This is a genomic window from Actinoallomurus sp. NPDC052274 (genome assembly GCF_040679475.1).
Classification (GTDB): Bacteria; Actinomycetota; Actinomycetes; order Streptosporangiales; family Streptosporangiaceae; genus Actinoallomurus; species Actinoallomurus liliacearum.
Genome location: NZ_JBFAUT010000035.1, coordinates 1 through 22143 on the forward strand (window position 1 = coordinate 1; position 22143 = coordinate 22143).

General features: G+C 72.0%; 24 protein-coding genes and 1 tRNA gene. 8 read left to right on the top strand and 17 right to left on the bottom strand.

Annotated elements, in window-relative coordinates:
- On the bottom strand, positions 1-199 hold a 199-nt coding region (locus AB0K82_RS26690; RefSeq protein WP_364401808.1), incomplete at its 3' end, for a hypothetical protein.
- Positions 200-472: 273 nt separating this feature from the next.
- On the opposite strand from AB0K82_RS26690, the gene AB0K82_RS26695 reads away from it, so the two are divergent.
- A complete protein-coding gene (locus AB0K82_RS26695) occupies positions 473-1027 on the top strand; it encodes a hypothetical protein (protein WP_364401810.1) in 555 nt (184 codons plus the stop codon).
- Positions 1028-1485: 458 nt separating this feature from the next.
- Here AB0K82_RS26695 and AB0K82_RS26700 read toward each other — a convergent pair whose 3' ends face one another.
- Positions 1486-1962 (bottom strand): GNAT family N-acetyltransferase, encoded by a 477-nt coding sequence (locus tag AB0K82_RS26700; RefSeq protein WP_364401812.1) that lies wholly within the window; start codon positions 1960-1962, stop codon positions 1486-1488.
- 284 nt (positions 1963-2246) lie between these two features.
- Positions 2247-2328 (bottom strand) — tRNA-Tyr (locus AB0K82_RS26705).
- Between the two features lie 332 nt (positions 2329-2660).
- Between AB0K82_RS26705 and AB0K82_RS26710 the strand changes: the two genes are divergently transcribed.
- A complete protein-coding gene (locus AB0K82_RS26710; protein WP_364401814.1) occupies positions 2661-2900 on the top strand; it encodes a transposase in 240 nt (79 codons plus the stop codon).
- Positions 2901-3251: 351 nt separating this feature from the next.
- Positions 3252-3743: a YajQ family cyclic di-GMP-binding protein gene (locus tag AB0K82_RS26715; RefSeq protein ID WP_364401817.1), complete on the top strand. Its 492-nt coding sequence runs from the start codon at positions 3252-3254 to the stop codon at positions 3741-3743.
- Between the two features lie 463 nt (positions 3744-4206).
- Here AB0K82_RS26715 and htpX read toward each other — a convergent pair whose 3' ends face one another.
- From htpX to AB0K82_RS26750, 7 genes are all read right to left on the bottom strand, one after another.
- Positions 4207-5064: a zinc metalloprotease HtpX gene (htpX, locus tag AB0K82_RS26720; protein WP_364401820.1), complete on the bottom strand. Its 858-nt coding sequence runs from the start codon at positions 5062-5064 to the stop codon at positions 4207-4209.
- A gap of 60 nt (positions 5065-5124) precedes the next feature.
- Positions 5125-6582, bottom strand: coding sequence for an NADH-quinone oxidoreductase subunit N (locus AB0K82_RS26725; RefSeq protein WP_364401823.1), 1458 nt, complete (start codon positions 6580-6582; stop codon positions 5125-5127).
- The gene (locus AB0K82_RS26730) at positions 6579-8120 is read right to left on the bottom strand and encodes an NADH-quinone oxidoreductase subunit M (RefSeq protein WP_364401825.1); all 1542 of its coding nucleotides are present in this window, start codon (positions 8118-8120) and stop codon (positions 6579-6581) included. The genes AB0K82_RS26725 and AB0K82_RS26730 overlap by 4 nt, the downstream gene beginning before the upstream one ends.
- A 61-nt stretch (positions 8121-8181) precedes the next feature.
- Positions 8182-10209, bottom strand: coding sequence for an NADH-quinone oxidoreductase subunit L (locus AB0K82_RS26735; RefSeq protein ID WP_364401827.1), 2028 nt, complete (start codon positions 10207-10209; stop codon positions 8182-8184).
- Positions 10206-10571 carry an NADH-quinone oxidoreductase subunit NuoK gene (nuoK, locus tag AB0K82_RS26740; RefSeq protein ID WP_364401830.1) on the bottom strand — a complete coding sequence of 122 codons (366 nt, stop codon included), beginning with the start codon at positions 10569-10571 and terminating at the stop codon, positions 10206-10208. The genes AB0K82_RS26735 and nuoK overlap by 4 nt, the downstream gene beginning before the upstream one ends.
- Complete coding sequence (locus tag AB0K82_RS26745) at positions 10571-11230, bottom strand: NADH-quinone oxidoreductase subunit J (RefSeq protein WP_364401831.1); 660 nt, start codon at positions 11228-11230, stop codon at positions 10571-10573. The genes nuoK and AB0K82_RS26745 overlap by 1 nt, the downstream gene beginning before the upstream one ends.
- Positions 11227-11718 (bottom strand): NADH-quinone oxidoreductase subunit I, encoded by a 492-nt coding sequence (locus AB0K82_RS26750; RefSeq protein ID WP_364401833.1) that lies wholly within the window; start codon positions 11716-11718, stop codon positions 11227-11229. Before AB0K82_RS26750 ends, AB0K82_RS26745 begins: the two co-directional genes overlap by 4 nt.
- 107 nt (positions 11719-11825) lie before the next feature.
- Here AB0K82_RS26750 and AB0K82_RS26755 point away from each other — a divergent pair, with 107 nt between their 5' ends.
- From AB0K82_RS26755 to AB0K82_RS26770, 4 genes are all read left to right on the top strand, one after another.
- Positions 11826-12512, top strand: a complete 687-nt coding sequence (locus AB0K82_RS26755) for a helix-hairpin-helix domain-containing protein (protein ID WP_364401836.1) — start codon at positions 11826-11828, stop codon at positions 12510-12512.
- Between the two features lie 288 nt (positions 12513-12800).
- A complete protein-coding gene (locus AB0K82_RS26760) occupies positions 12801-13322 on the top strand; it encodes a hypothetical protein (protein ID WP_364401839.1) in 522 nt (173 codons plus the stop codon).
- Positions 13310-14611, top strand: coding sequence for a sensor domain-containing protein (locus tag AB0K82_RS26765; RefSeq protein WP_364401841.1), 1302 nt, complete (start codon positions 13310-13312; stop codon positions 14609-14611). Before AB0K82_RS26760 ends, AB0K82_RS26765 begins: the two co-directional genes overlap by 13 nt.
- Before the next feature lie 11 nt (positions 14612-14622).
- Positions 14623-15261 carry a response regulator transcription factor gene (locus AB0K82_RS26770; RefSeq protein ID WP_364401842.1) on the top strand — a complete coding sequence of 213 codons (639 nt, stop codon included), beginning with the start codon at positions 14623-14625 and terminating at the stop codon, positions 15259-15261.
- Here AB0K82_RS26770 and AB0K82_RS26775 read toward each other — a convergent pair.
- The 4 genes from AB0K82_RS26775 to AB0K82_RS26790 all read right to left on the bottom strand — a co-directional run bounded on the left by AB0K82_RS26775 (position 15246) and on the right by AB0K82_RS26790 (position 19130).
- Positions 15246-15833 carry a WHG domain-containing protein gene (locus AB0K82_RS26775; RefSeq protein WP_364401844.1) on the bottom strand — a complete coding sequence of 196 codons (588 nt, stop codon included), beginning with the start codon at positions 15831-15833 and terminating at the stop codon, positions 15246-15248. The genes AB0K82_RS26770 and AB0K82_RS26775 overlap by 16 nt on opposite strands.
- Before the next feature lie 16 nt (positions 15834-15849).
- Positions 15850-16686, bottom strand: coding sequence for an alpha/beta hydrolase (locus AB0K82_RS26780; RefSeq protein ID WP_364401847.1), 837 nt, complete (start codon positions 16684-16686; stop codon positions 15850-15852).
- A gap of 69 nt (positions 16687-16755) precedes the next feature.
- A complete protein-coding gene (locus AB0K82_RS26785; protein WP_364402011.1) occupies positions 16756-17697 on the bottom strand; it encodes an alpha/beta hydrolase in 942 nt (313 codons plus the stop codon).
- A gap of 20 nt (positions 17698-17717) precedes the next feature.
- On the bottom strand, positions 17718-19130 hold the full coding sequence (locus AB0K82_RS26790) for an MFS transporter (RefSeq protein ID WP_364401849.1): 1413 nt from the start codon (positions 19128-19130) through the stop codon (positions 17718-17720).
- Between the two features lie 96 nt (positions 19131-19226).
- Between AB0K82_RS26790 and AB0K82_RS26795 the strand changes: the two genes are divergently transcribed.
- Positions 19227-20117: a LysR substrate-binding domain-containing protein gene (locus tag AB0K82_RS26795; RefSeq protein ID WP_364401851.1), complete on the top strand. Its 891-nt coding sequence runs from the start codon at positions 19227-19229 to the stop codon at positions 20115-20117.
- A 49-nt stretch (positions 20118-20166) separates the two neighbouring features.
- Here AB0K82_RS26795 and nuoH read toward each other — a convergent pair whose 3' ends face one another.
- From nuoH to AB0K82_RS26810, 3 genes are read right to left on the bottom strand one after another with little or no spacing between them, the layout of a single operon-like run.
- Entirely contained in the window at positions 20167-21132 is a 966-nt protein-coding gene (nuoH, locus tag AB0K82_RS26800; protein WP_364401854.1) for an NADH-quinone oxidoreductase subunit NuoH, read from the bottom strand.
- Entirely contained in the window at positions 21125-21793 is a 669-nt protein-coding gene (locus AB0K82_RS26805) for an NADH-quinone oxidoreductase subunit C (RefSeq protein WP_364401856.1), read from the bottom strand. Before AB0K82_RS26805 ends, nuoH begins: the two co-directional genes overlap by 8 nt.
- Positions 21783-22079, bottom strand: coding sequence for a hypothetical protein (locus AB0K82_RS26810; protein ID WP_364401859.1), 297 nt, complete (start codon positions 22077-22079; stop codon positions 21783-21785). The genes AB0K82_RS26805 and AB0K82_RS26810 overlap by 11 nt, the downstream gene beginning before the upstream one ends.
- Positions 22080-22143: the final 64 nt, after the last annotated feature.

Below are 22143 nucleotides of genomic sequence, written 5' to 3' on the forward strand. Positions count from 1 at the left end.
CGACCGCCTCCACGAGCGCGTGTTCCAGCTCCTCGACGGGTGGCATCGGTTTCGGGGCCGGGCGTGCCATGCGGCGATTATCCGGAACATCCCGTCTGGTTTCATCTCGCCCGCGCTGGTAGCCGCTCGCTCCTTGTTGACTTCCTGCTTGCAAATCATGCCGATCTTGCCCCATATGACCGCTGACCTGCGCGAGCATATGTCCGTGAGTGACCGCTGTTGACCCTTGATCACCGGGGCTAATGGCACGACGATGAGCGTCGGCGAACATCGCCACAGCACCGCCTGCCGGGTCATCCCTCTGCCTTCGTCCCACCCGCAGGGAAGCGGGCCAGGCCCCAGGGGTGAAGGTGGAGCGCCCCACTGGACGAACGACCTTCGCCCCTGGAGCCTGGTCTGCTTGGCTGCGCCTGGGACGTCGGCAGAGGGGATGACCCGGCTTCCACCTCAACCACTGACAACCGTGCGCCGCGTGCGGTCCAAGGCCATCCCCGAGCCGGAGTTCCCCGCCGGAGGCAACGTCGGCCAGGTTCCCGCGCACCGTCAATGCCGGACGCGCGTCGCTCATCCCGACCTTGAGCGCGAGCTTGGCCAGCTCCTGACAGAGGGCGATCAGCGCCCCCATGCCCCGATCCTCGTTGACCTCGTTCACACCGTCTCCCTTCGGTGGAAGGCGGGACCGGTCACGGAGGCGGCACATAGGCTCAACAGGGCCGCACTGGAACTACTGCGACGGACGGCTGAGCTGATGACCGATCGCGCAACGTGGCTGAGAACGCTGGCCAAGGTCCGGGCCGGCCCTGGCGACGCGGTGACGGGCTCATGTCCCAATTGCGCCTGTGACCGCCTTCATGCGCGCTACATCGCCGACAGGGAGAGCCGCCTCGGCTACACTCTCCTGTGGTGCGACGCCTGCCTCCAGGGGATTTCGGTCTCCCGCACGAAGGCTCCCGAAGACATGCCGATCTGGCCGCTTGAAGACCCGGCATCGACAATCGGCGTCCCGGACTTCCAGCGCAAGGAGTGAGCCCGGCCCACGGATACCCGATCGCCATCGACTCCGGACCGCTCTCGCGGGACGGGCACAGGGCCGCCGGCCAACTCACTTCATTCGCCCTTCGGGTCGCCTACGGCGATTGGCAGGCCGCCCCGCCCATCACAGCACGGGGCCGGTAGAAGATGCCTCCGGCGGGGGCGCTCAGGCTCGGGGATGGACGCACGCCGACCACCGATGCGACTGTGGTCAGCGGTTGAGGTGGAAGCCGGGTCATCCCCTCCGCCGACGCTCCAGGCGAAGCCAAGCAGACCAGGCCCTCCGGGTCGAGGTCGTTCGTCCGTGGGGCGCTCCACCTCGACCCGGAGGGCCTGGCCCGCTTCCCTGACGGGTGGGAGCGACGGCAGAGGGGATGACCCGGCAGGCGGTGTCGGCGTACTCCTTTGAGTGCCGAGGTAGGTACGGCTTGATGTGCCGAGGTGGTGCGCTCGTCAGGCGCGAATGACTAGGCCGGTGTGGAATCGCAGCAGTGGCAGTTCCCGGCCGGAGATGGAGCCGGATGGTGCCGTGCCGATGCGTTGCGCGCCCATGGCCAGGTAGAAGCCTTCGGCGTGTGGGTCAGCCTCGATGAGTAGGGTCTGAAAGCCGGCGGTGCGCGCTTGCTCGATGACGTGCTCCCATAGGCGACGGCCTACCCCTGTCCCGATCGCCTCTGGCTCGACCCACAGATTGCCGAGTTCCCCCTCGGGCGGCTCGGCCTCGAGGCTGGCGAAGCCGACCACCCGGTCGGCAAGCTCGGCCACGACCAGGCGGCGGGTGCGGACATCGTCGGGTCGGAACGTCAGCTCCGCACGCACGGATTCTAGGAAGTCCTTGTCGTATCCCCAGTACGCCTTGGAACGCAGCGCCAGTTCGCTGAGCATGCCGACTTCGTCAGCGCGCGCGTCCCGGATCTTGATCTCCATCATGATCCCCATCCTGCGTCAGTGACCGGCACGTCGGCCATAGAGGATGCGTTTTGAGACCGACTCCAGGCACGCCGATCACCTCGGCACGTTTACCTGTACATGGCTCGGCACTGGCAGCCGTACGCCGACAGGCGGTGCTGTGGCGTGCGGACGCCCTCAGATTCCATGCCACACGCGTGCCAGATAGGCCGGTGATCAAGGGGCATTCACGGGGAACAGGGGATCGGGAAAGCGAAACGACCCCTGACCGCATCTCTGCTGGTCAGGGGCCGTTCCACCTGATGTGGCGGGTCCAGGATTCGAACCTGGGTAGGCTGAGCCGACGGATTTACAGTCCGCTCCCATTGGCCACTCGGGCAACCCGCCGGGTAAGCCGCCGTAGCGACGCTCAGAAGGATAGCGGACTCTGGGCCCAAGGGTGACATCGGTTTCGGTCGCTGGGGCATCGCCTCGGTGGCCGCGAAGCCGGCGGGGCCTCACCGTGCCGCGTCCGGCGACCTTGTCATGGAAGGACCGTGTTGGTCGATCCTCGGTTTGGAGGCGAGCGGGGATCGCCAGATCGCGCCATGAGCCGGCCGGTGATCTGCCAGACCTTCGGCGAGGCCGGTTCCGGCACGGGCGGACCCCCGCCGGGCCGCTGGCCCGGCCGCGACCGAGGGCGGCACCGCGGACGTGGCCACGGCGGGTAAGCATGGTGCTTGGCCACGACGCATTCGACGGCGCCGCCGGAGAGCCGACGGGTCGTCGGCTGTGCGGTCGCTGTCGGTGGGAGCACCACGGCTCCAGCCGAACGCTCTTCCCGGTGCCCGGACGACCACGAGTCGGCCGGGCGGCGTTTCTCCCGCAGGCGGCGCAGGAGTGACCGGCATCTGCGGCCGGTCCTGGTCGAAGCCGCCCGGGCGGCGGTGCGAATACCGGGCGATCTCAAAGCGCTGTAACCCCGGTATGTGATCAAAGGGCGGCTACCACCACCAGACCGCCGAGAAAAGGCCGTTATCCCCGTCGCACGCCGAATGCCGGTCATAGCCTGGCGCGAACTGGTCACCGGCACGCCCGAACTCGGCGAGGACTACTTCACCAACCGCCGCGCCCCCGAACGCGAGACCGCACGCCCCATCGTCGAGCTCCAGACCATCCGCCACCAGGTCACTCTTGTCCCGGCCGCCCGACAGGCCGCTCCCGCCAAGCCTCGGATCGCCGGCCGGGGCCCACTGCCGTACGTCCGGCCGAGGAACATTCACGGACTAGGCTCTGTGAAGAGATCGTCGTTATCCGTGAGGACATGAACCGTGGCTTCGGAAAGCTCATTCGACATCGTGTCAAAGCTCGACCGGCAGGAGGTGGACAACGCTCTGAACCAGGCCGCCAAGGAGATCGCCAACCGGTTCGACTTCCGCAACGTCGACGCGGGGATCCGGTGGTCCGGCGAGACCATCGAGGCTCAGGCCAACAGCGAGGAGCGGGTCAACGCCGTCCTCGACGTCTTCAAGGAGAAGCTGGTCAAGCGCGGCGTCTCCCTGAAGTCGATCGACGCGGGCGAGCCGAAGGCGTCCGGGAAGCTCTACAAGCTCACCATCGGGCTGAAGGAGGGCATCTCCCAGGAGGACGCCAAGAAGATCGGCAAGATCGTCCGGGATGAGGGCCCGAAGGGTGTGCGGGCGCAGATCCAGGGTGACGAGCTGCGGGTCAGCTCGAAGAAGAAGGACGACCTGCAGACGGTGATCACCCTGCTCAAGGGCAAGGACCTGGACGTCGCCCTGCAGTTCACCAACTACCGCTGACGAGGAGAACGCCGGCCGGACGACTCAGCGTCCGCGACGGCTTCCAGGCGCTGCCGCTACGCGCCCGGGCCTCTTTCCCGAGCCCGGGCCGGGGCGGGTCTGTTCCGATCGCACCGCTTCAAGACGTTATGGCCATCCCGGCTCGGGCGAGCCGGGGCCGAGCGAAACTCTCGGCGAAGGGGCCGCACGCGGTGGGCATAGTGCCGCAAATCGCTCGGGAATGGGACGATCGCCGAGCGGTGTGTACGGCCCGGCACCATCACGAGGTCCGAGGACGCCCCCGCCCCCATTTATCCGCCCGAAAATCGCCTTTCGCACCACCTCTGCGAGCATCCCCCGGAATGTCCGCGAGACCGCGAAGCTCCCGGCGTGTGTCCTGCCTACCGACCGGAGCGGCCCGCCTGCGAGGTCGGCGAGCGGAATGCTCGGTGAAGGGCCGTACGCCACGGGTGGTCGGCGGCCGTCACCTGCGGTAGCCGGCCATCTCCTCGAGGCGGGCGATGCGCTGGGCGGTCGGGGGGTGGGTGGAGAACAGGCGGACGACGCCCTCCCCCCGGAACGGGTTGGCGATCATGAGGTGGCTCACCGCGGTCAGGCGGCCGTCCTCCGGAAGCGGCAGTCGCCGCGTGCCGCCCTCGATCTTGCGGAGGGCGGAGGCCAGGGCGAGCGGGTCGCCGCTGAGCTGGGCGCCCGAGGCGTCGGCCTGGAACTCGCGGGTGCGGCTGATGGCCAACTGCACGATCGTGGCCGCGATGGGGCCGAGCACCATCATCAGCAGCGCGCCGAGCACGCCGGGACCGTCCTCGTCGTCGGAGTTGCCCAGCGGGATGAACCAGGCGAGGTTCGCCACCCAGGTGACGACGGCGGCGAGGGCCCCCGCCACCGAGGAGATCAGGATGTCGCGGTTGTAGACGTGCGACAGCTCGTGCGCGAGGACCGCCCGCAGCTCCCGCTCGTCCAGGAGCTGCAGGATGCCCGTCGTGCAGCAGACCGCGGCGTTGCGCGGGTTGCGGCCGGTGGCGAAGGCGTTCGGCGCGATCGTGGGCGAGATGTACAGGCGCGGCATGGGCTGCCGGGCGCCGGTCGACAGCTCCCGGACGATGCGGTACATCGCGGGCTGCTCGACCTCGCTCACGGGCCGGGCGCGCATGGCCGACAGGGCGATGCGATCGCTGAGGAAATAGGCGACGCCGTTCGTGATCAGTGCGATGACCAGGGCGATCGTCAGACCGGTACGGCCGCCCAGCGCGCCTCCGATGAGGAGGATCAGCGCCGACATGACCCCCAGCAGGGCGGCCGTCTTGACACCGTTGAAACGCAACTGCGGCACCTCCCCTTGTCCCCCTTAGATCAACGGGCTGACCTGGAGGGATGTTCCCCGTTAAGGGACGGCGAGCGCGGCGGCGTGCAGGACGAGTTCAGGGGCCACGGAGACGGCGACGGCCCCGGCCAGGGCCACCGCGATCGCGAGGCCGCCGGCGCGGCCGACGCGTACGCGCCGGGCCTTTCCGGCGGCGAAGAGCCGTGTGGCCCAGGTCAGGTAGTAGTACAGGCCGAGGACGGTGTTCACCGCCATGATCACGGCGAGCCAGGTCGCGGCGCCGCCGACCGCCGCGCGGAAGACCACGACCTTGGCGAGCAGCCCCATGACGCCCGGGGGAAGGCCGGCCAGGCAGAGCAGGAAGAAGGCGAGGGCGAAGCCGCTGCCCGGGTTGACGCGGGCGAGACCCCGGTAGGACTCCAGGTCGCGGATGCCGCGCCGGGCGGCGACCGTGACGACCGCGAACGCCCCGATGTTCATGATCGCGTACATGGCGACGTACGCCGCCGTGGCCGTCATCCACTCGTGCGGGCGGACGTGCGCTCCCCCGGCCATCGGGGCGAGGATGTAGCCGCTCTGGGCGACCGAGGACCACGCCAGCAGCCGTACGGCGTCGGTCTGGCGGAGCGCGAGGAGGTTGCCGAGCGTCATGGTCACCGCGGCCAGCACGCCCATCAGGGGGCCCCACGTGTCGCCGTACGGCCAGAAGCCGACGGTCAGCACGAGGGTCAGCCCGGCGAACCCGCCCGCCTTCGACACGACGGACAGGAAGGCGGCGACCGGCAGCGGAGAGCCCTGGTAGACGTCCGGCGCCCAGAAGTGGAAGGGCACTGCGGCGATCTTGAAGCCGAACCCGGCGACGGTCAGGACGATGCCCGCGGCCGCCACGGGCCGCAGGTCGCCGTGGACGTGCGCCAGCCCGGCGGCCACCCGGTCGAGGTGCATCGCGCCGGTGACGCCGTACACGAGGCTGATCCCGAACAGCGTCACCGCCGACGACACGACCGACACGAGGAACAGCTTGAGCGCCGCCTCGGACGCCGTCCCGTCGTACCGTCGCAGCGCGACCAGCGCGAACACCGGCAGCGACAGCGTCTCCAGCGCGACGACCAGCGTGATCAGGTCCCGGCCCGCCGCCAGCAGCAGCGCCCCGAGGATCGCGGCGAGCAGCAGGAAGTGGTACTCCCCCACCGGCAGCGCGGACCGCCGCATCTCGCCGTGCGACAGCAGCACGACCACGATGGCCGCCAGCAGCACCACCGCCTGGAACAGGACGGTGAAGTCGTCGGCGACGTACGAGCAGGAGACGTGCTCGCCGGGCCGGACGGCGGCCGCGCAGAACGTCGACCGCCCGTGCCCGAACGGCAGCGCCACCGCGGCCGCCACCAGCGACACGGCGGTGAGCCCGCCGACGGCCTTCGCGGGCGCGCCAAACGCGTCGGCCAGCAGCACGACGACGGACGCCACCGCGACGATCAGTGCCGGGAGGATCGCCGGGTAGTCGATCGACTGGATCATCGTCCCCCCAGGAGCAGGCGTACGGCCCCGTCGGTGAGGTCGAGGAGCGTCTTCGGCCACAGCCCGATGAACAGCGTCGCGGTGATCAGCGGGGTCCAGGCCAGCAGTTCGTGCGAGCGCACGTCGGCGAACCGCGCCGTGCGCCAGTGCTCGGCCACCGGGCCGTGGGTGACCCTGGACAGCAGCCGCAGGAAGTACGCCGCGGTGAGGACCGCGCCGAGCCCGCCGACGGCCATGAAGGTGATGAACGTCGGCCTCGGCAACCCGGCGTGCGGCTCGTACGCGCCGAGCAGGGCGAGCATCTCGCCCCAGAAGCCGGCCAGGCCGGGCAGCCCCATGCTGGCCACCGCCGCGAACGTGAGGATGGACGCGAGGTACGGGGCCTTGGCGAGCATGCCGCCGCCGAGGGAGTCCAGGTCGCCGGTGCCGTACCGCTCCTTCACCGCCCCGGCCAGGAAGAACAGCAGGCCGGTGATGAGGCCGTGCGCGATGTTGCCGAACAGCGCGGCGTTCAGCCCGACGGGCGTGAGCGTCGCGATGCCCAGCAGCACGAAGCCCATGTGCCCGATCGACGAGTAGGCGATCATACGCTTGAGCTCGCGTTGCGCGAGGCAGGCCAGCGCGCCGTACACGATCCCGATGACGGCGAGGAGACCGAGCCAGGGCGCCCAGACCTTGGCGCCCTCCGGCGCCATCGGCACGGCGATGCGGACGAAGCCGTACGTGCCCATCTTCAGCAGCACCCCGGCCAGCAGCACCGAGCCGACGGTGGGCGCCTCGGTGTGGGCGTCCGGCAGCCAGGTGTGCAGGGGCCACATCGGCGTCTTGACCGCGAAGCCGAGGGCGAGCAGCCCGAACGCCGCGACCTGCAGGCCGTGCGACAGGCCGGCGCCGTGCCGGGCGGTGAGGGTGGTCATGTCGAAGGTGTGGGCGTTCACCGCGACGATGAGGATGCCGACGAGCAGGAGGCCGGAGCCGAGCAGCGTGTAGAGGATGAACTTGTTCGCCGCCGCCCGGGCCCGCGGTGCCGCGTCCTTGCCGCCCGAGCCGCCCCAGTCGGCGATCACGAAGTACATCGGGATCAGGACGACCTCGAAGAACACGAAGAACAGCAGGAGGTCCAGCGCGACGAACGTGCCGAGCATCCCGACCTCGAGCAGCAGGACCAGCCCGATCAGCGCCTGCGGCGACCCGTCCCGCGCCTCTGCCGGGGCCGGCAGCACCCGGGCCGTGTAGATCATGCACAGGAAGGTCAGCGTCGCCGTCAGCACGACGAGCGGCAGCGAGATGCCGTCGACGCCCAGGTGGAAGCGGAGCCCGATGGACTTCGCCCAGGGGACGTCCACGCCAAGCTGCGCGCCGCGCCGGCCGTAGTCGAAGGCGGCCGCCGCCACGACCGCCAGCACCAGCGTCACGCCGGACACGACCAGGCCGTACAGCCTCGCCAGGCGCGTGACCCGGCGCGGGCTCCCGGGCAGGGGGGCCAGCATCCCCAGCGCGCCGAGGAGAGGCACCGCGAGCATCGCCGCGAGGATCATGTCGACACCGCCTGCTTCAGCGTGAGGGTCGATGTCGGCGCCGCCCGCTTCGCCGCGAGGATCATGTCAGGACCACCACCGCGACCACGATGAGCACCACTCCCGCGAAGAGCCCGGAGACGTACGCCTGCGCGTTGCCGTTCTCGGTGGCCCGCAGCAGGCCGCCGAGCCGCCGCGCGCCCCGGCCGGAGCCCTCGACACCGGCGTCGACGACGCGTTCGTCGGCGTGGACGACGAGCCGGGCCAGGGCCCGCACCGGCCGTACGATCGCCACGTCGTACACCGTGTCCACGTAGAAGGCCGCCCGCAGGACCGGCCGCAGCGGGCCGAGCAGGCGGACCGGGTCCAGGGCCGGGTCGTTGTTCCAGACGAGGTACACGCCGCCCGCCCCTGCGGCGGCGCACAGCAGCGAGATCACCGCCATGCCCCACTCGGGCCGCAGCCGGTCGCTGAACGGCCCGACCAGCCCGAGGAGCAGCGACGGCACGGCGAGGACCGCGACCGGCCAGCGCATCAGCGGCGTCGCCTCCCGCGCCCGCAACGCCGACCGCCGCTCGCCGAAGAACGTCACCAGCCACGTCCGCGTGGCGTACGCGGCGGTCACCACGGCGGTGACCAGCCCGGTCACCAGCACCAGCCACGCCACCCAGGACGGGATGGCCGGCGGGGCCCCGTGCAGGGCCTGCCGGAGCGCGAAGGAGTAGCCCTCGGTGACCCGGCCTCCGCGGGGATGCTCCGGGATCATCCGGCGCACGGGCGTGTAGATGTAGGTGTGCGGACGCTCCTGCGTCGCCCTCCACGCCTGGGACAGGATCGTGTCCTTGCTGAAGAAGCCGCTGGCGGGCGGGATCCCGGCCAGCGCCGCGAAGCCGACCGTCATCGACCAGAACGTCACCGGCATGGCCAGGCGCAGGCCGCCCATCGCGCTCATCAGGTTCGAGCCGGCCGCGACGATCACGCAGCCCGCGCCGAGGAACAGCAGCGCCTTGAACGCGCCGTGCGCCAGCAGGTGGAACACCGCGCCGTCCCGCGTGCCGACCGCCAGCCCGGCCGCCATGTACGCGAGCTGGCTGATCGTGGAGTAGGCCAGCACCCGCTTGAGATCGTCCTGGGCGAGCGCGGCCAGCGCGGCGCCCAGCATGGAGATCGCGGCGATGACGCCGAGGACCGCCAGCGACGTGGGCGCGAACCAGAACGCCGGGTAGAGCCGGGCGACGACGTACACGCCCGCCGCGACCATCGTCGCGGCGTGGATCAGGGCGCTGATCGGCGTCGGGCCGGCCATGGCGTCCGGCAGCCAGGTGTGCAGCGGGAACTGCGCGCTCTTGCCCGCGACGCCGCACAGCAGCAGGAGCGTGCCGGCCAGCAGCGCGGTGTGCGACATGGACGGAAGCGACTCGATGATCGTGCGGATCTGGAACGAGTGCGCCGCCAGGCCCAGCACGAAGATGCCGAACAGGAACCCGACGTCGCCGAGCCGGGTGACGAGGAACGCCTTCACGGCGGCGCGCGAGGTCGCCCGGTCGTGCCAGTAGTGCCCGATGAGGAAGTAGGAGCAGATGCCCATGACCTCCCACCCGACGTACAGCACGAGCAGGTCGCCGGACAGGACCACGAGCAGCATCGCCGCGGTGAACAGCGACACGAACGCGGCGTAGGAGGAGTAGCGCGGGTCGTCGCGCATGTAGGCGACGGAGTAGACCTGCACCGCGAGCGCCACGCAGCAGACCAGGAACGCGACCACGGAGGCGAGCCCGTCGACCTGCAGGGACAGCGTGATCGACGTCGTCCCCGTCGGGATCCGGGTCAGCGTGCCGACGTGCGACGCGGGGTTCCGCAGCTGGGCCACGGTCAGGACGGCGGTGAGCACGGTGGAGGCGGCGACGGGCACGACGGCGATCAGCGCCGGGCCGTTCGCCGGCATCCGCCGCGCCAGCACCAGCGCGCCGCGCCGCGCCGTGCCCGGCGACGGGGTCCGCAACCGGCGGGCCAGCGGGGACAGCAGATGCGAGACGGTGTGCCCGAACAGCATGCCGACCAGGGCGGCCGCGAACGGGAGCACGACCGCGACGGCCGCCACGACGATCACCGGCGCACCCCTTCGTCGTCGGTCATGGCGCCGACGTCGAGGTCGGGGTCCCGGTCGCCCTCGGCGAGGGTGCGGAGCCGGTCGACGTCGACCGTACGGCGGTTGCGGTAGATCAGCAGCACCAGCGCCAGGCCGATGCCCACCTCGGCGGCCGCCAGCACGATGACGAACAGCGTCAGCACCTGACCGCCGTGCAGCCGGTCGGCCCACCGCATGTCGAAGACGACGAGGTTCAGGTTGACCGCGTTGAGCATGAGCTCGACGGACATCAGCACGAGGATGGCGTTGCGCCGGGCGAGCACGCCGTACACGCCGACGGCGAACAGCAGCGCCGCGATCACCACCGGGTAGACGAGATGCATCAGATCTCCTCGTCCACGCGGGACAGCACGATGGTGTCCTCGTCGTCGGGAGCGGGCCGCCGCTTGGCCGCGCCGAGCCGCCGCGCGACCGCGCCCCGGGGCGCGGTGGGCCGGCGCCGGGGCTCCGGGTCCTCCTCGGGCTCCGGCCCGGCACCGCGGATGTCGGTACGGGACAGCACGATCGCGCCGATCAGCGCGGCCAGCAGCAGCACCGACAGCGCCTCGAACGGCAGCACCCACGTCTGGAACAGGCTCCCGCCGAGCGTGTGCGACGAGCCGCTGCCCACCCGGTCCTTGATCGGCACGTACGCCGAGCGGAACCCGCGGACGAGCGTCGTCACCAGGACGCCCGCGGTCGCCACCGCGATGACGAGGGCGACGATCCGGTTGCCGGAGTCCAGGTCCTCCGAACGCCCGATCGGCGCGCGGGTCAGCATGATCCCGAACAGCAGGAGCACGACGACCGCGCCGACGTAGATCAGCACCTGCACCCAGGCGACGAACTCCGCGGTCAGCACGAGGTACGAGCCGGCCAGCGCGCCGAACGACACGACCAGCCACAGCGCTGCGTGCACGAGCTGCCGCGTCGCGACCACGAGCACGCCGGCGCCCACGGCGACCACTCCGAGCAGCACGATGACGACGTCCGCCGCGGTCACCTCGTCTTCAGCTCCTTGGGCGGCTCGGCTCCGGGGTCGTGCGCGGGCGGCGGCGGCACCGTCCACATCCACTCGCGGAGCCGGTCACGCTCGTGCGTCAGCTCGCTGATGTCGTACTCGGCGTACTCGAACTCCGGGGACCAGAACAGCGCGTCGAACGGGCAGGCCTCGATGCAGATGCCGCAGTACATGCACAGCGCGAAGTCGATGGCGAACCGGTCGAGGACGTTGCGCGTGCGCGCCCGGCGGCCCTCCGGGGCGGGCATCGTCTCCTTGTGCGAGTCGATGTAGATGCACCAGTCGGGGCACTCACGGGCGCAGAGCATGCAGACGGTGCAGTTCTCCTCGAACAGCGCGATCACGCCACGACTGCGCGGCGGCAGGTCGGGCTGCACCTCGGGGTACTGCCGCGTGATCGACCGGCGCGTCATCGTGCGCAGCGTCACCGCGAGCCCCTTCGCCAGGCCAGTTCCGGGAAGCCGTGCCACGGGTCACCATGATTACCTATAGGGAGCGTCTTTCCGAATCGACCGTATACCCATCGTGCCGAACCGGGGTGCGGCGCTTCGGGGGCCGCCCGGCTTACCATCGGCCCATGACGCGGTCGCCCATGCCCCCGCCCGGACGACGGCCGTCGCGGCTTCCGCCGCCCCCTCCCTCGGACGGGCTGGGCTGGGCGGCGGTCCCGCTCGTCACCTTCGGTCTCGGCTCGCCGATCTCGTTCCTGTACGCCGCGGTCCGCCGCCGGTCGGCGGGGATGGCGGTGGCCGCGGCGGGGTACGCGGCAGCGCTCACGGCGGCGTACGAGGAGATCATCGCGGAGGGCGACAAGCCGCACACCTACGGCATGCTCCTGCTGCTGGGCACCTGGCTCATCAGCACCGTGCACGCCCTCGGCGCCCGCCAGCGCCTCTACCCGCCCGCCGACCCCAGCGACCAGCGGAACCGCCGGGTCGTGGAGGCGGCGCGGTACCGGAAGACGCTCCGCGCGGAGGCCCGCCGGATCGCGCTGGAGGACCGCGGGCTGGCGCACGAGCTGCGCATCGGCCGGCCCGACTTCGACCCCCGCGCGTACGACGACGGCGGGCTGATCGACGTGAACCACGCCCCGCCCCAGGCGCTGCGCCTGCTGCCGGGCGTCACACCGGAGATCGCCGACCGGATCGTCCGCTGCCGGGCCGAGCACGGCGCGTTCATCTCGGCCGAGGAGCTCGCGCTGCAGGCCGACCTGCCGCCCCGGATCGTCCCCGACCTCGCCGAGTACGGCCTCTTCCTCACCTGACGCCGGCGCCCACCGGACACGCGGCCGCACCGACATCGACCTTCGACGCACGGAGGAAGAAGGGCGGGAGGGGAAACCCCTCCCGCCCCGGTTCGGGTCGGCCACGCCGCCTACGCGGTGTAGCCCTTGTTGATCTTCTTCGGCTTGGCGTCGAAGAGCTTGTGGCGGACCGCCGCGGCGGCCCTGTCGCGGCGCCCGCCCGGCAGCCATGTCATCGACGTCCGCATGCGGCCAACGGTGGGGTGGGGTAAACCGAACCCCCGGTTTCCGTACTGGCACGATCGCCCGGTGACCTGGTCGAACGCGAGCATGAAGGCACGACATCGCCGCTCGACCGAGGAGACCTCGATGACCGTGCTGACCTCCGGATCCCCGATGGCCGCCTGGTGGCGGACGCCGTTCACCGCGGAGCCCTGGCGGCGCACCGCCTACGTCCTGCTGGCACCGGTCGCGGCACTGCCGGCGATCGCCGACGGTGGGCGGCTGCAGCGCCGGCTGGCGGGCGCGCTCCTCGGCCGCGGCGTCCGGGCCACCCGGTGGCGCGGGATCGCCGCCCTGCCGCTCGCCCTCGCCGGCCTGGTGATCACCGGCTACGGGTGGTCGCTCGTGGTCCTCAACCTGGCCTACCCGGTACGTTGGCTGATCGGCATGGGCGGATCGTACGAGCACGCGTGGGGCGGCCCCACGTTCGCCGGAGTGTGGGCGTTCCACGCGGTCTTCGGCGGGCTGACGTTCCTGTACCTCATGCCGTGGATCCTGCGCGGCCTGACCGCGCTGCACGTCCGGATCTTGGGGCGATGGAACGGATGACCCTCGGCGCGGCACTCCGGCCGGTGGCCGCCGCGGGGGCGACCTTCGGGCGGCGGGCGGCGGCCGAGCTGCTATACGCCGTGCTCGGCGTTCCGGCGGCCGTCCTCGGATTCGGCTACGCGGTGGTGACGCTCGCGCTCGGCGCGGGCCTGGCCGTCACCGCCGCCGGCATCCCCCTGCTCGCCGTGGCGCTGATCGGCGCCCGGCGGTTCGGCGGCCTGCACCGCGCGCTGGCCGGGCGGCTCCTCGGGGAGCGCGTACGGCCGCCGGCGCCGCACCGTCCCGGCACCGGTTTCTATGGCCGGGTCCAGGCCGTGCTGGGCGACGCCGCCGGCTGGCGGGCGATGGCGTACCTCCTCGTGCGGCCTCCCCTCGCCCTGCTCCATCTCTACGTCATCCTGTTCACGTGGGGATGGGGCGTCGTCGCGCTCACCTATCCGCTGCAGCGCGCGTTCGGCTGGAACGACGTGACGACCCGGGACGAGCACGGGATGATCCGGCACGGCTTCGTGGTCGGCGCCTTCCACTTCGACACCTGGCCCCGCGCGCTGCTCGTCTCGGCCGTCGGCGCGGTCCTGCTGTTCGTCGCGCCGCGCGCGGTGCACGCGGTCGTGCTGCTGGACCGGATCCTGATCCGGCGGCTGCTCGGCGACTCCTCCGCCGCCACGCGCATCCGCACGCTGGAGGAGACCCGGGCGCGCGCGGTCGACGACGCCGCCGCGACGCTCCGCCGCATCGAGCGGGACCTGCACGACGGGGCGCAGGCCCGGCTGGTCGCGCTGACCATGCAGCTCACCCTGTTGCGGGAGACGGCGCCGGAGGGGCCGGTGCGGGACCTCGCCACCGCCGCCCAGGCGACGGCGCGAGAGGCCGTCACCGAACTGCGCGAGCTCGTCCGCGGCATCCACCCGCCGGTCCTGGACAGCGGGCTGGACGCCGCCCTGGCCACCCTCGTCGCGGGCGCCGGCCTGCCCGTCGAGCTGCGCGCCGACATCCCCGTACGGCCGACGGCGGCGATCGAGTCGATCGCGTACTTCTGCGCGGCGGAGCTGCTGACCAACGTCATCAAGCACAGCGGCGCGACCCGTGCCGAGATCGAGGTGGTCCAGCGCGAAGATCGCCTGCGGCTGCGCGTACGGGACGACGGCTCGGGTGGCGCGGTCGTCGGCGCGGGTTCGGGCCTGCCCGGCCTCGCCGAGCGGATCCGGCCGGTCGACGGCCTCCTGGAGGTCGTCAGCCCTGCCGGGGGCCCTACCGTGATCACCGTCGAACTCCCTTCTCAGGCGTGAGGACCCGCCCCATGCGCATCGTGATCGCCGACGACGCCGTCATCCTCCGGGAGGGACTGGCCCAGTTGCTGGCCGTACGTGGCCACGAGGTGGTCGCGGGGGTCGGAGACGCCGTGGCGTTGCGGGAGGCGGTCGCCGAACACCGTCCGGACGTCGCCGTCATCGACGTCCGGATGCCGCCGACGCACACGGACGAGGGGCTGCGGGCGGCGATCGACCTGCGCCGTGACCATCCGCGTACGGGGATCCTGCTGTTCTCCCAGTACGTCGAGACGCGGTTCGCCGCTGACCTCCTCGCCGGGTCGCCCGCGGGCGTCGGTTATCTGCTCAAGGAGCGCGTCGCCGACCTGGACGACTTCGTCGACGCGCTGCGGCGGGTCGCCGCGGGCGGGACCGCGCTGGACCCCGAGGTGGTGGCCCAGCTGCTGGGCGCCCGCCACCAGGGCGTCGGCGCGCTGACGCCGCGGGAGCGGGAGGTGCTGGCCCTGATGGCCGAGGGCCGGGCGAACGCGGCGATCGCCAAGACCCTCGTCGTCTCCGACCGGGCGGTGGAGAAGCACATCGCCAACATCTTCGCCAAGCTCGGCCTGGCGCCGTCCGGCGACGACCACCGGCGGGTGCTGGCGGTCCTGCACTACCTCAGGTCCTGAACCGGCCGCGCCCCGCTCCTGAGCCCGCTGTCGACGAAGCCGATCATCCAGTCGAAGCTCTCGTCGGCGTCGCCGCTCCACTGGAACCCGTTCGAGGCCTGGAGCGCGGCGAATCCGTGGAAGAGGCACCGCAGCGTGCGCTGGGCGTGCACCATCTCGCCGTCCTCGACGCCGTACCCGCGCAGGATCGCGGCCATCGACTCGAGCACCCGGGCGCTCGCGTCGTAGAGCTCGTCGCCCGGCCCGGTGACCTCGGCGCCGACCGTCGCGGTGTAGCGGCCGGGGTGGGCGGTGACGTACGCGGCGAACGCCCGGGCGAAGGCGCCCAGCGCGTCCGAGCCGGCCTTGCCCTGGATGGCGGCGCGGACGGCCTCGCCGAGCTCGGTCATCGCGAGGGTGGCGATCCGGCGCCGCAGGTCGTCCAGGCCGTCGACGTGTTTGTACAGGGACGGCGTGCGGACGCCGAGCCGCTGGGCCAGCGCGCCCATCGCCAGGTCCTGGTAGCCGACCTCGTCGGCCAGCTCGGCGCCGGCCCGCACGACGTCGGCCGCGGTCAGTCTGCCTCGTGGCATGGTTGCTCCTTCTCGGTCAGGCGGCCGCGTGCTCCTTGAGGAACGGCACCATGACCGCCGCGACCTCCTCGGGGAACTGCGCGTGCGGGTAGTGCCCGGCGCCCTCGATCATCGCCACGGTGCCGCGCCCGGCGGGCATCGCGGCGACGACGCCGTCCGCCTCGGCCTTCGGGTCGGCCCAGTCGGGGTCGAGCGTGCCCATGACGACCAGAGCCGGGCGGGTGAGGTTCGGGAGCTGTGCGCCGGCGTCGGTCGGCTTGGACCGCCCCATCTTCCGCAGGGCCGCCATCCGGTCCTTGTCGCTCAGGCTCGCGCGGATCGCGCCGACCTGGTCGGCGAAGTCGGCGGGCTTCGTGCCGGGGTAGGCGTGGTCGAGGTAGCGGGCCCATGCCGTGACGCTGCCGAACATCGCCGTCCTCATCAGCAGGGTCAGGCCCTTGCGGTAGCGCCCGACCCGCAGGAGGCCGCCGAGGTCGAGCTTCTGCGCCCGGGTGAACGGACCGATCTCGACGACGGCGCCGACCAGCTCGGGCTCCCGGGCGGCCGCGATCGTGGCGGCCCCGCCGGCGAAGGAGTGGCCGACGACGACCGCCGGCCCGCCCAGGTGCCGGATCAGCGCGAGCAGGTCACCGGCCGTGTCCGTGCGGGTGTAGGAGGCCCAGCCGGTGCTGGACTCGCCGTGCCCGCGCAGGTCGGCGCCGGCCACCCGGAAGCCGGCCGCGACGAGCCGGGGGGCGAGGTGGCGGTAGGCGCTGCGCAGGTCGCCCATGCCGTGCGCCAGCACGACCAGCGGGCCCTCGCCGGCCACCTCGTACGCGATCCGTCCGCCGTCGACGTTCAGGAACTCCGTCATCGCCATCTCCTTGGCTAATCTCGATAGCCTTAAAGCTAATTAGATTAGCCAAGTCAGTCAAATCGGCCTCTACGGTCGGCCCGCCGACTCGTCGGCGATCCCCAGCCCGGCGCGCAGCGCCTCGGCCATCGCCGCCCGCGCCCGCCGGGACACCGGAGCGTCCGGGGCGACGTGATCGAAGACGTGGAACGTGCCGGTGGTCTGCTGGAGTCCGGTCGGCACACCGGCCCGCATCAGGCGCAGGGCGTACTCGATGCCCTCATCGCGCAGTGGGTCGTACTCGGCGGTGAGGACGTACGCCGGCGGAAGGCCTCGCAGGTCCTCCGCACGGGCGGGCGCCGCGTACGCAGACGCTTCCCCGCCCCGCAGGTAGAGCGGCCACATCTGAGCGGCGGCGGCGGCGTCGAAGGCGGGCGTGTCCGTGAAGGCGGTCGCCGACCAGGTCCGCAGGCGATCGTCCAGGGCCGGGCACAGCAGCAGCTGGAAGGCGATGGCGGGGCCGCCGCGGTCGCGGGCCAGCAGGGCGAGCCCCGCGGCCAGCCCTCCCCCGGCGCTGCCGCCGCCCACGGCCACGCGGCCGGGATCGACGCGGAGCTCGGCGGCGTTCTTCACCGTCCACTCCAGGGCCGTGTAGCAGTCCTCCAGACCGGCCGGGAAGGGGTGCTCCGGGGCCAGCCGGTAGTCGACCGAGATGACGACGCAGCCGGAGAGGCGGGCGAGATCGCGGGCGCGCCCGTGCTCGCTGTCGAGGCTGCCGAGGACGAAGCCACCGCCGTGGAAGTCGAGCAGGACAGGGGCCGGTTCGGTGACGGTCCTCGGCCGGTAGATCCGGACCTTCGGCCCGGACGTGGTCTCCTCGGTGATCTGAACGTCCTCGTCGGCGGGCAGAGCCGCGACGCGGGCCGTCGCGGCGGCGAGGGCGGCGGCGCGGGCCGCGGCGGGGTCGCTGAAGTCGGTACGCGGCAGGCCGGCGGCGACCGGGGCGAGGTCGGGGTGCAGGCGGTGGTTCATCACGGTGCTTCCTTCGAGGGTCAGTGGGAGGTCGAACGGCCGAGGGGACGAGCGAGCGCGCCGGTCACGACGGCGAGGACCAGCACGGCCGCGGCGGTGATTCCGGTGGCGTGCGCGTAGTGGGCGAATCCCGTTCCGGGCGTACCGGGCGTCGCGCCGAGCATGGCGGCGAACAGGCCGCCGATCAGCGCGACTCCGCCCGCGTTGGCCACCTGCGTCGCCGTGAGCAGGATGCCGCTGGCCGCGCCGCTGTCGGCGGGGTCGACCCCGGCAAGGATCCGGCCGATGAGTGGTGCCGCGACCAGCCCCTCGCCCACACCGGACAGCGCGAGCGCCGGGAGGAGCCAGGAGACCTGCGCCGACGCCGGGACGGCGGTCACGATGAAGATCACGGCGGCGAGGCCGGCCGTCATCAGTGCCGTGCCGGTGACGAGGGCGCCGAAGCGCTTGCCGGCCAGGCTGGACACCGCGAAGCCGACACCGAGCGGCGCGAAGATCAGTCCGCTCGCGAGCGCGCTCTGGTGCAGCCCCGCCTGAAGGTGGTAGGCCAGCAGCAGGAAGAACCCGGCGTTGCCCGCGTAGAAGGCCAGGACGGTGCTCAGCCCGCGCACGATCGCCGGGCGGGCCAGCAGCCGCATCGGCACCAGCGCGGTGGGCTTACCGCGCTCGAGGAAGCCGAACCCGACGAGCAGGCCGCCACCCGCCAGGAGGATCGGCCAGGCCCACATCGGCCAGCCGAGCGCGGAAGGGAGCAGCAGGCCCACCAGGGCCACTCCGAGGACGGCGGCGCCGGCCAGGTCGAGCCGGGACCTCGGTCCGCGGCTCTCGGCGACCGTGACCCGTGCGACCAGGATGGCGAGTAGACCGATGGGCAGGTTGACGAGGAACGCGCTTCGCCAGCCGAGTCCCAACGGGTTCCAGGCGAGAAGGGCTCCCCCGACGATCTGACCGGCGATCGAGGCGAGCCCGATGGTGGCGCCGTAGAAGCCGAGGGCGCTCGACCGCTCGGGGCCGGCGAACGAACTCTGGATGACCGACAGGACCTGCGGCAGCATCACGGCGGCGGCGAGCCCCTGGAGCACACGTGCCGCGATCAGCACGGGCGCCGTCGGGGCCGCCGCGCAAGCGACCGAGGTGAGGACGAACAACAGGACGCCGACCAGGAAGGTCCGCCGGCGCCCGAACAGGTCACCGAGCCGGCCACCGGTCACCAGGCCGACGGCGTACGCCAGCGTGTAGCCGGCCATCACGGACTGCACCTCACCGAACGACGCTCCCAGGCTCTGCTGGATCGAGGGGACGGCGACGGTCACGATGCCGGCGTCGAGCAGTCCCATGAACGTCGCGAGAAGGACCGACGCCAACGCGATCCACTGCCTGGCGGGGGCGGCGGTTCGGGCCGGCGCGGCCGGACGTGTCGTAAGAGCGACCATGTGGATCATTCAGCCAGGTCGTGGGCGCTGTCGTCCAAGTCCAGGATCTTCTGCTGTGATAAGTCGCGCTTCTCACCGCCGCTATCGTGGTTCGCCATGGAACTGCGGCATATGAGGTATTTCGTGGCCGTCGCCGAGGAGCTGCACTACGGGCGGGCCGCACAGCGTCTGCACCTGGCCCAGCCGGGACTGAGCCAGCAGATCAAGGCGTTCGAGCGCGAACTCGGCGTGCTGCTGTTCGACCGCAACCGGCGCGGCGTCGCGTTGACCGAGGCGGGGGCCGCCCTGCTGCCCGCCGCCAAGGACGTCCTCGCCCGCGCGGACGCGGCCGTGGCGCTGGCACGACGCCACGGCGCCGGCCAGGCAGGACGCCTGGTCGTCAGCCTCACCCGGTCGGCCCCCGGCGGGGTGGTCACCGAGCTCATCGACGGATTCCGGGATCGATCTCCGAACGTGGAGGTCCTGCTGACCAGCGGCTATACCGCCCTGCACGAGCAGCGCCTACGCGACCGTGAGATCGACATCGCCTTCGTCCGCCCGCCCATCGACCTGCGTGACGACCTGGCCTGCGCGGAGATCGGCGCGGAACCGATCGTGGCGGCGATCCCCCGGGGACACCCGCTGGCCCGCAAGCGCCGCCTCCGCCGCGGCGACCTGACCGGCGAGCCACTCGTCTGGTGGCCCCGCGAGCACGGGCCGGGGATGTGGGACCGGATGCTGGACCAGGTCTTCGGCGAGGGCGTCCGCCCGCCCGTCGCGCGCTGGGAACCCGAGGAGGAGCGTCTCCTCCAGGCCGTCGCCCAGGGACACGGGGTCACACTCGTCACCGAGGGCCGGGCGCACAATCTGCGGATGCCCGGCATCGCCGTCCGGCGCTTCGCCGACCCCACGCCGACCGTCCCCATCGCCGTGGCCTGGCGGCGCGACGACGCGGATCCCATCGTCCGCCGGTTCGTCGAGTACGCCCGCGGCGTCGCCGGCGTCTGAGCCGCGCTCGTACCGCCCCGGAGCCGCCGTACGAGCGCGCGACCCGGGCTCAGCCGACGGCGATCTTGATGACGCCGGTGAGGGCCAGCTGGACGAGGGCGAGCGGGACCAGGCCGGCCCAGGCGAGCTTCTGCAGCTGGTCCTCGCGCAGCCGGGGGTAGCTCACCCGCAGCCAGATCACGACGAACGACAGCACGAACACCTTGATCAGCGTCCACAGCCAGCCGAGCTCGTGGTCGAGCGCCGGCCCCTTCCAGCCGCCGAGGAACAGCACGGTCGTCAGCGCGGACAGCACCACGATCCCGGCGTACTCCGCCAGCAGGAACAGGGCGAACCGCAGTCCGGCGTACTCGGTGTAGGGGCCGAAGATGATCTCGGAGTCGGCGACCGGCATGTCGAACGGCGGGCGGCGCAGCTCGGCCAGGCCCGCGACGAAGAAGACCACCCCGCCGATCACCTGCCAGGGCAGCCACCACCACCGCCACTGATCGACGATCGTGCTGAGGTTCAGACTGCCCGCCGCCATCGCCACCGACGACGCGGCCAGCACCATCGGCAGCTCGTACGACAGCAGCTGCGCGGCGACCCGCATGCCGCCGAGCAGGCTGTACTTGTTCGCGCTGGCCCAGCCGGCCATGATCGCGCCCAGCACGCCGACGCCGATCATCGCCAGCGCGAAGAACAGCCCGGCGTCCATCGACACGGCCACCTGACCGCTCGGCCCGACCGGCACCACGACCAGCACGACGAGGTACGGGATCAGCGCGACCGCCGGCGCGAGCGAGAACACCCGCCGGTCGGCGGCGGCCGGGACCACGTCCTCCTTCTGGGCGAACTTCACCCCGTCCGCGACCAACTGCGCCCAGCCGTGGAACGCCCCCGCGTACATCGGCCCGAGGCGGCCCTGCATGTGGGCCATGACCTTGTGCTCGGCCTGCCCGACCACCAGCGGCAGCACGGCGAACGCGCCGACGACCAGCAGCAGCTTGACGATGACGACCAGGACGTCAGACATCGCCGCCCTCCGGGTCGATGCCGCGCGCCCGGCGACGCGGCGGCTGCTCCCCGGGAGCCTCGGCCGCCCCTCGGCGGGCGCCCCGGCGCGCCTCCGCACCGGAGCCCTGCCGGGCGGCGGGACCCCAGTCCTGAGGTACGCCGGGCGGCAGCATCCGGCGGCGGCTCGGCGCTCCGTGCCCGGACTCGCCGGGCTCCTTCGCGCCCGGCCAGGGCTTGGCCACCCGCGCCGCCAGGACGAACTCCTTGCGCAGCGGGTGCCCTTCGAACCCGTCCGGCAGCAGCAGCGGCTGCAGGTCCGGATGCCCGTCGAAGATCACGCCGAACATCTCATGTGTCTCCCGCTCGTGCCAGTTCGCGCCACGGTAGATCGCGGTCGCGCTCACCAGGCGCGGGTCCTCGCGCGGCACCGTCGTACGGACCAGCAGGTGGTATCTCTGCTCGAGCGAGTGAAGGTGCGTCACGATCACGAACCCGCGCTCCAGCTCGTCGACGGCGGTGAGCCAGTCGAAGAAGCCGCAGTCCAGGTCGTCGCGCGCGAACGTCAGCGCCTCCTCCCACAGCTCCGGCGGCACATCGACGGTCAGCAGGCCGAAGGACTCCTCGGCGCGCACATCGTCACCGAACCGGCGCACCCACGACACCGCCAGCTCAATCGTCATCGCTCAGCCCCGGGATGATCGTGTGGTCGGTGTCGCCCTGCACGGGTGGCGGCTCGGCGAACTTCCGCAACCGGCCGCTCAACCGCCACGCCCTTCTCTTCGTCCCGGCCTGCGAGTCCGGCGCCTCTCCGGCGCGCCCGGGGTCGTCCGGCCCGTCCCCGGCGTCCTCGCCGACCGTGGGCAGCACCTCGGTAGGCTCGTCCGACCCCTTGCCGGTCGGCTTGCCCGACCCCTTGGAGGACGACCGCTCCCGGCTCGCCCCCGTCTCGGGGACCGTGGGCAGCACCTCGGTCGACTCATCGCGACCCCTCGAAGCCGGCCGCTCCCGACTCGGCCCCGACTCAGGCACC